The sequence below is a fragment of the Bariatricus massiliensis genome (assembly GCF_900086725.1).
GTDB lineage: Bacteria > Bacillota > Clostridia > Lachnospirales > Lachnospiraceae > Allocoprococcus > Allocoprococcus massiliensis.
In genome coordinates this window covers 654,285-662,478 of the sequence record NZ_LT574837.1, presented here as the reverse complement: position 1 = coordinate 662,478, position 8,194 = coordinate 654,285, and the positions used below count along the sequence as shown (strand labels likewise).

At 49.1% G+C, this 8,194-nt stretch carries 4 protein-coding genes; all 4 read left to right on the top strand.

The features are described 5' to 3' along the window. Positions 1 to 2,171: carboxypeptidase-like regulatory domain-containing protein (locus BN6465_RS09245; RefSeq protein WP_199882812.1), on the top strand; the 2,171-nt coding region annotated here is incomplete at its 5' end. A gap of 132 nt (positions 2,172 to 2,303) precedes the next feature. After that, positions 2,304 to 3,422: a metallophosphoesterase gene (locus tag BN6465_RS09240; protein ID WP_154670233.1), complete on the top strand. Its 1,119-nt coding sequence runs from the start codon at positions 2,304 to 2,306 to the stop codon at positions 3,420 to 3,422. 162 nt (positions 3,423 to 3,584) lie between these two features. After that, entirely contained in the window at positions 3,585 to 5,522 is a 1,938-nt protein-coding gene (locus BN6465_RS09235; protein ID WP_082891634.1) for a 5'-nucleotidase C-terminal domain-containing protein, read from the top strand. 28 nt (positions 5,523 to 5,550) lie between these two features. Beyond that, complete coding sequence (locus BN6465_RS09230) at positions 5,551 to 8,139, top strand: hybrid sensor histidine kinase/response regulator (protein ID WP_066733810.1); 2,589 nt, start codon at positions 5,551 to 5,553, stop codon at positions 8,137 to 8,139. The last annotated feature ends 55 nt before the right edge of the window (positions 8,140 to 8,194 follow it).

Sequence of the window (8,194 nt, the reverse complement as noted above, 5' to 3'; positions counted from 1 at the left end):
GCATAACCCAAAAAGCGAAGGATATGCCTAACACCAATATTCCGGTAACCGCCTCCCCCAATAAGGGCAATGTAAGCGGCAGTGTGGCGGGAACCGGCGCGGAGCTCTTAGAAGGAGCCGACGTTACGCTCTCCGGCACGAGCGTTCTGGGCGGAATACAGAACTTCACCGGTACGGTTGCGGACGGCAGTTATACTATAAATGACGTGTCGGAGGGAATCTACGGGCTTACGATTGCCAAGGCAGGTGTTACATCCAGTGTCACAGCCGGCGGTATCGTGACGGTCAAGGACACCGATGTGACAAACGATGTGGAGCTACTTGCACCAATCCCTGCCGCCACGGTAAAGGGGACGGTTAAGGATAACGACGGGCATGCGGTTGCGGGCGCGACGGTCACGCTCACCCAAACCGGCACGGCAGGCGGTCAGGCGAAAGCATTCACCGCATTGACCGACACAGCCGGGAAGTACAGCGTGGACGTGCCGGAAGGCAGTTATGAGGCCACGGTTGAAAAACCGGGATATGTTATATCTGTGGTAAGCGGCGGCACGGTTTCCGACGTCTCCGGCGAGAAAGAGAATAATATCAAGGTGACCTGTAAGGACAGCAAATGGATTCAGATGCAGGAGCTCATCGATCAGGCAGAGGAAAACGAGGTCATTGATATTACTGCATTATGCCTTACCTCTGCGGATGTGACGCTCTCTGTTTCAAAAAACATTACGCTCAGAGTGGAGCCATCCGATAAAGCGTTCGCTGACATTGAGATAAAAAATCTATTTTTTGACTTGAGCGATAACGCTACATTGACACTGGAAAATGTGGCTATCACAAATACCCGGCTTGACAAGTCCGTGATAAGCGGAACCGGCAATGTTGTTCTCTCAAAATCAATTTTACAGCCGAGTACGGCAAACGGTACAACGACGGTATATGACCCACCTGCAACGATTGACGTGGCGGGCGACGTGACGGTCAGGACAGATGCAGAGCTGTTCAGCTGCATTGTTGCCGGAGCCACCATTTTGGAAAGAAACAGCGGTAACGCCGGTCAGGCGGGAGCCGCGATTAAAGCGGTAAATGTGACAGTCGAGGGCAGTCTTGTGCAGGGCGGCGCCAGCTTTGAATCGAATTGTGACGGCGGCGACGCGATTATTGCAAGCGGCAATGTCACCATAAGCGGCGGTGCAGAGGTACAGGCCGGCAGCATGGGGGCCAGCACGGAGAATACAACCGTAGGTCTGCCCGTACATTTCACGGAAGACCCGGACACCCAGAGAGTGTTGTCCGTGAAAAGCGCGCATGTATTTGGAAATAGCCGAAGCGAAAATGGCAGCGCCGCTCCGTATACGATTAAGATGTCGGGAAAGGATATCGCCATCATCGATGGCAGCGAGATTGGCTGGTATACGGATATCCCTGTATTTTCCGAGGGCTTTTATTATATTACGAATCCGTTGAACACAAGGGGAACTTTAGATAATGCGACAGAAGTCTATAACTTAGCTGTGACGGGCGCGGCAGTATCCGGTACAAAAGTCGTGAAACAGGGGGATACGGATATGCATTATGCCCCGAAAGACGCAGCCATTACAATTCAGGCGGATGCTCCCGCCGCCGGAAAGCAGTTTAAAGAATGGAAGGTTGTTTCAGGCGGTATCACGCTTGCCGATTCGAAGAGTGCCACAGCCACTTTTGCAATGCCGGGAAAAGATACGGCAGTAACGGTGGCTGCTGTATATGAGGATATTCCCGAGCCGCCAAAGGCTCCTGAATATTCCTATACTGAGGGCGCAAATAGTCAATGGACTGCAGGTTCTGACAAGGGCCTGACGGTGAAGACAAATGGAGATTTTGCGAAATTTAAAGGTGTGAAGGTAAACGGAGCATGGATTGACGCTTCCTGCTATACGGTGAATTCCGAAGACGGCAGCGTCACATTGAAACCGGAGTATTTGAAGACCTTAAAGGCCGGTACCTATCGTCTGGCTGTTGTCTATACGGACGGGGAAGCCGTGACGAGTTTTACAGTCAAGGACGGTGGAAAGCTTGTTGATGGCGCGGTTAAGACAGGTGATAACGCTTCTTCCGGTTTTTGGATAGTGCTCATGGCACTGGCTGCGGGAACAGCCGTGCTGACGGGAAGAAAGAGATATAAAGAAAAATAGAAGAACGGGAAATAGGAAGGGCTGCCTTTTGGGGCAGCCTTTCTGCGTCAAGTGGGAGCACAGGAAATAATTGACGGATATATTGTTTGGTGGTAAACTGATTCAAGCAATTATGAAGGAGGAGAAAATGCAGTGGTCATATTAGTCTTAGCAGGGATGATACTGCTGCTGGCATCCGGCCTGTATTGGCTGACCGGCAGATGGCTTTCGCTCTATCGGATTGATGTCAAGAAGCGGAATATCCGTCTTCTGCGGCTGGGAATTGTATTGCTTGTGGCCCTATTCTGTGTGCTGTGGAGAACAACCATTTTGCTTGTGATGCATTTGATGGCGCTGTTCCTTTTGATGGATATAGGCGCCTTTGTAATACGGCGTTTGGGCGCAAAGAACAGGGAAGAAAAATGGTTCTGCACCTTCAGAAGAATTTACCACAGCGGCCTTGTCCCTGTAGTCATCACATGTCTGATGCTGGCGTACGGGGCTTACAATATGGTACATATTGTACCGACAGAGTATACGGTTTCGACAGAGAAGGTGCAGTCAGATTACAAAGTGATTTTGCTTACCGATATTCACTATGATACGGTTCAGAGTCCGGATATACTAAAAGGCAAAATAGATGAAATCAATGCATGGAATCCGGACTTGATTGTGCTTGGCGGTGACATCGTGGAGGAAGGCACTTCAAAGGCATCTATGGAGGAGGTATTCCGGGTACTTGGCGGGTTGAAGAGCACTTTTGGCACTTACTACGTCTACGGAAATCACGACAGGCAGGATTATGCCGATGCATCTAACAGAACACGTACATATACGCCTCAAGAGCTGCAGGAGGCCATTGAATCTAATGGAATCACGGTTTTGTGCGACAGGTGGGTTCCTGTTGGAGAAGAACTGATTTTGGCCGGAAGAGACGATGCGTCCAGACTGTCCGGGCGGGCCGCCGCAGAGGAGTTATTAAAAGATACAGACAGAGAGCGGTTTATCATAACGGCGGACCATCAGCCCCTTGAGACAAAAGAGAATGCTGAGCTGGGAGTGGATCTACAGCTCTCCGGACATACCCATGCAGGGCAGATATTCCCAGTAGGCTATTTTACAGACTGGCTTCTTGAGCCTAATTATGGAAAGTATAAAGAAGATGAATGTACATTGATCGTGTCCTCCGGGACGACCGGATGGGGTTTTCCTGTCCGTACGCAAGGGAAATGCGAATATGTGGTCATAAATGTAAACTCAAAAAATAAATGACAAACAGAAGGTTGAGAGGCATGTAGAGAACATGTCTCTTTTGCTGTTTAAAGGGCAGACACAGATTGCTTTATAAGGTTTTTGATGCTATAATTTAACTGGTATTGGTTCCAAGAAATAGAAGATAAATATATCTGGTGCAGGAATGTAAGGAGAAAAAATATGGGTAAAAAGATGTCTGCTTTGCTCTGTCTGGCCATGCTTGCAGGGCTGGCGGTGGGATGTGGAGATAAATCAGGGGCGGCAGAAAATAAAACCGTAGTATCCATACTCTATATGAGCAGCTTTCCGGAGTTGGAGGAGCTGGTAGAGTCAACGTACTCGGATATTGACCTGCAATGCGAAATCATGCCTTATTCCACGGAGCAGCTTCGGCGGCTGCGAAAGGGCAACGGCCCGGATTTGGTGATTACTTCACAGCCTTCGTCCGCCGAGATGCGGCAATATCTTGCGGACATCAGCGACACCGGCGCCAGTTCGGCGTATGACGGCACCATTATGAAGCAGATGATGCTGGAAGGAAAGAGTTATCTGCTCCCTTTACCGGGGGAGTATTCGGGTTATATTGTCAATGAGACTCTGCTGGAGCAGGCGGATCTGCCGCTTCCGACAAACAATCAGGAGCTGGTCTCTACTCTGGAAAAGTTAAAAGAGCTTGGTCTGGGGGTAGGGGAGGACGATACGAATTTTGCCATTCAGAGCGCCTACTTTTCTGATTTGGGCATGTTTTATCTAGGCTATATGGTTCCGGATTTCCTTGGGAAGATGGAGGGCGTGAAGTGGCTGGCAGATTATAGGAATAAAGTGTCCACCATTGCAGAGAGCTGGGGGAATATGTTCGACTTGACGGATTCTCTGATTGAGAAAGGCCTGCTTGATAAGGAGGCGCTTGGCGGACAGCGAAACTCCATCCGCAGCCGTCAGAGGATGGGCGAGGGGACGTTGGTGGCAGTCTTTGGCAATTCCACATTATTTTCTCAATGTCAGGAGGAAAATAAAACAGCGGTTACAGAGGGGAAAGCTCCAAATTATTCTTATAGGATGCTGCCCTTCCTCAGCGATGAGGGGAACGAGCCATGGCTGATATTTTCACCCTCTGCATATATAGGCGTTAACGCCGATGCCAGTGAAGAAAAGCAGGAGGCAGGTAAGAGAGTGTTGGAGCTGTTGTCTACGCAGGAGGGGCAGGACGCGGTCATGGAAGACATGAAGATGGGGGTGTCGTGCCTGAAAAATTATGAGTCGGACGGCGCCTACATACCAGCCGGTGTGGACGAGTACGTGGAGTCCGGCTACATCTACAATGTAAATTTTCCGGATAAGATTATAGAATATATGGGAAGCAGCGCGCAAAAAATGATGGCGGATAAGATGACGAAAGAAGAAGTCCTGCAGGCCGTCGATCAATATTATTATGAAGGATCGGAGACAGTCGACTATAATCTTTCTGTCGTGGGCGTGATGGAGAAAGATTTACTGCTGCAAAATTTTAATGTCCGCAGGGAAGAGACGGAGCTTGGGAATTTTCTGGCTGACTGTGTGGCAGAGGTTACCGGTGCCCCGATTGCGGTCGTGAATGGTGGAAGTATAAGAAGCAGTCTATATGCGGGGGAGATTTATGGTGACGATCTGGAGGCTCTTTTTCCGTTCGACAACCAAATCGTTATCATGGAAATGGACGGGCAGACGCTGTGGGATATGTTGGACAACAGTGTGTCGAACTGCAGCGATGAATTCCCCGGAGGGCGGTTTCTGCAGGTATCAGGCTTACGTTATACTTTTGACAGCAGTAAACCCGCGGGAGACCGTTTGTGTGAAGTAACACTGCCGGATGGCACGGCCATTGATAAAAAAGAGAAGTATCAAATCGCGCTCAATAATTATATGACTGGTACGGTTGGATATTCAGAAGGCAACGGAGATGGGTATACGATGCTCAACTGGTATGACAGTACATTGCCGAAAGGCAGTGTAGTGCTGGTGGAGGAGACGAATCTGACATATCGGGACGCTCTGGAGCTTTATTTTGACAAGCATGAAGACAAGGCTGCCGGTGTTGAGCTGGATGGACGCATTGCAGATTTGGCGCTAGAACAATGAGCAATCCAGAGGAAGGGGGAGACTACAGTTGAAGAAGGGCAGTTCTGAGAGAGAAAAGCGGGTTGGCATAACTTTTGCCTTGGGTCTGATGCTGCTGGTTATAGTGCTCTGTGCCGTGGCATGGTCTGCATATAAGAAAGAGATGGCTCAGACCGTGTCCCAGATCAGTGAGGTTTATCTTGAAGAGATGACTAAGCAGCGAAACCAGCATTTTAAAACCAATATGGACAGCCAGTTTGCACAGATTAAGACAATGACCAATTCTCTGTCGAACGCGGAACTGGAAAATGAGAATGCCCTGTTGTCCTTTTTGGAGGAGGTTCAAAAGGATAATGGGTTTTCCCATGTGGCTATTCTGAGCAGCGACGGGATCGCATACTCTCCCGAAGGCGTGATTCCGGCTATATCTAAGATTACTGCGCTGGATGAACTGTTGGAGGGGAAAGAAGAGTTTATTTCTGTAGATGAGACAATTTGGGACAGTGATGTGATTTTACTCGGAACTTCCATTCAGCCGAAAGATTTTGGGAAAGAACAATTGATTGCGGTCATCATCGGAATTGATGCTTCTTCTATTGGGGAAAAACTGGCGCTCAGCCAGGAAGGAACGAACTCCTATGCAAACGTTATCACCAAAGAAGGGAATTTCGTGATAAAGGGCGATAATATCAACCCGGCACTGACAGGGTCAAATTTGTATTCTATTTTTGAGAAGAAGGCGGTTTTTGACAAGGGATACGATTTGGCAGAACTTCAAAGAGGGATTGTACAAGGCGAGAGCGGCATGCTGTCCATGCGGCTGGGAAAGCAGCATGAGTATTTATTTTTTGCCCCGATTGAGGACACTTCATGGTATATGATGACGAGCATGGCGTATGAGACAGTCAACTCTCAGGTCTCATATCTCAGCCGGTTCATGGTGATTGTTGGAGCGGGGATATTTGTCATTGTCCTGATTATTATTTTTGTGTTCTTTGCGCTGTATCGGCGCAGTGAGCATAAGCATCAGCTGCTCTTAATGGAAGAGAAAGAGCGGGCGGAGCAGGCGAACCACGCAAAAAGCGATTTCTTGTCCCAAATGTCCCATGAAATCAGGACGCCGCTTAACGGTATTATCGGGATGGTGGAAGTGGGGCAGCGATACATCGAGCAGCCGGAGCGGATGGCAAATTGTTTGTCCAAGATTAATCTCTCCTCACGGCATCTTTTGACATTGATCAATGACATATTGGATATGTCCAAGATTGAGCGGGGGAAGATAGATTTATGCCAAGAGCCGTTTGACTTTAACCAGATCTTGAAAGCGTTGACGGCAGTATTCTACATTCAAGCCCGCGAGAAGGGAATTGCCTTGGAGGTATATTTACTGGATATAATGGAGGAGGCACTGGTAGGGGATGTGCTGCGGCTCAATCAGATACTCAACAACCTGCTCTCCAATGCTTTAAAGTTTACCCCGGTGGGCGGCAGGATTGCGTTAACGATAAGAATACTGAAGCAGGAAAGCCAACAGACTTGGATTGAATTTGTCGTAAGCGACAGCGGATGCGGAATCGCAGAAGAAAACTTTGACAGAATATTTGAGCCTTTTACACAGGAAACCTCTGGTGTGACACGGCGATATGGCGGTACCGGTCTGGGACTGCCCATCACAAAGCGATTTATAGAGCTGATGGGGGGACACATTACGCTGGAGAGCCGGGTAGGGGAAGGCAGTAACTTTAAAGTTGAGCTGCCCTTTGAGCGGGTGGAAGCTACAGAAGATTACAGAAGATGTGGGGAAGGACAGCGAGTCCTGATATTGAACTCTGTGGGAAGAATCCGGACATATTTGACAGAGCTTTTGCGCTGGCAGTCGTTCACGGTGGAAGTGGCAGACACACTGGAAGAAGCGGCGGCCATGACGGCACAGGCATCTCGGAATGACAGGCCGTATCATTTATGCTTTTTGGGCTGGAGCTTTGAGCCGGATATGAAGAAAGTATCTCGGAAAATCAGGGAGGCGGCCGGAACCTGTGCTCCTAAATTGATTCTCACCGGCTATGACAAAGATGAGATGTCAGAAACGGCCGGTGAAATCGGAGCGTCGGGCACGGTCTCCCACCCGGTTTTCCCTTCTGATATAGCGCAACTTTTGGAAGGGCTAAATGGCGCAGGGAAAAGGACGGACGAGGAAGAAACGGTTTCCGGTTTTGAAGGGAAAAAAGTGCTGGTCGTGGAGGACAATGATATCAATATGGAGATTGTGCTGGAGCTGTTGAAATTTGCAGGGGCAAAGACAGACACGGCAGGCAATGGGCAGGAGGCTGTAGATTGCTTTGCGTCTTCACCGGAGGGATATTATGATTTGATTTTGATGGATATACAGATGCCGGTGATGGACGGCTATCGAGCCACACAGATGATTCGTGCGTTGCCGCGCAAAGACGCAGGTTCAGTGCCAATCATTGCCATGACTGCCAATTCGTTTCAGGAGGATGTGAGGAAGTGTCTGGACAGCGGTATGGATTCCCATATCGGGAAACCCTTTGTTATGGATGACATTATCAGAAAGTATGCGGAGCTCAGGAACAAAGTGGACAAGTCCACTTCAACTCCCTATATCCCTCGCTCATGAGGGACTTGTACACTTTGTGCGCCAATGTGTAGAGGAAAGCTGCCCAATATCTCGG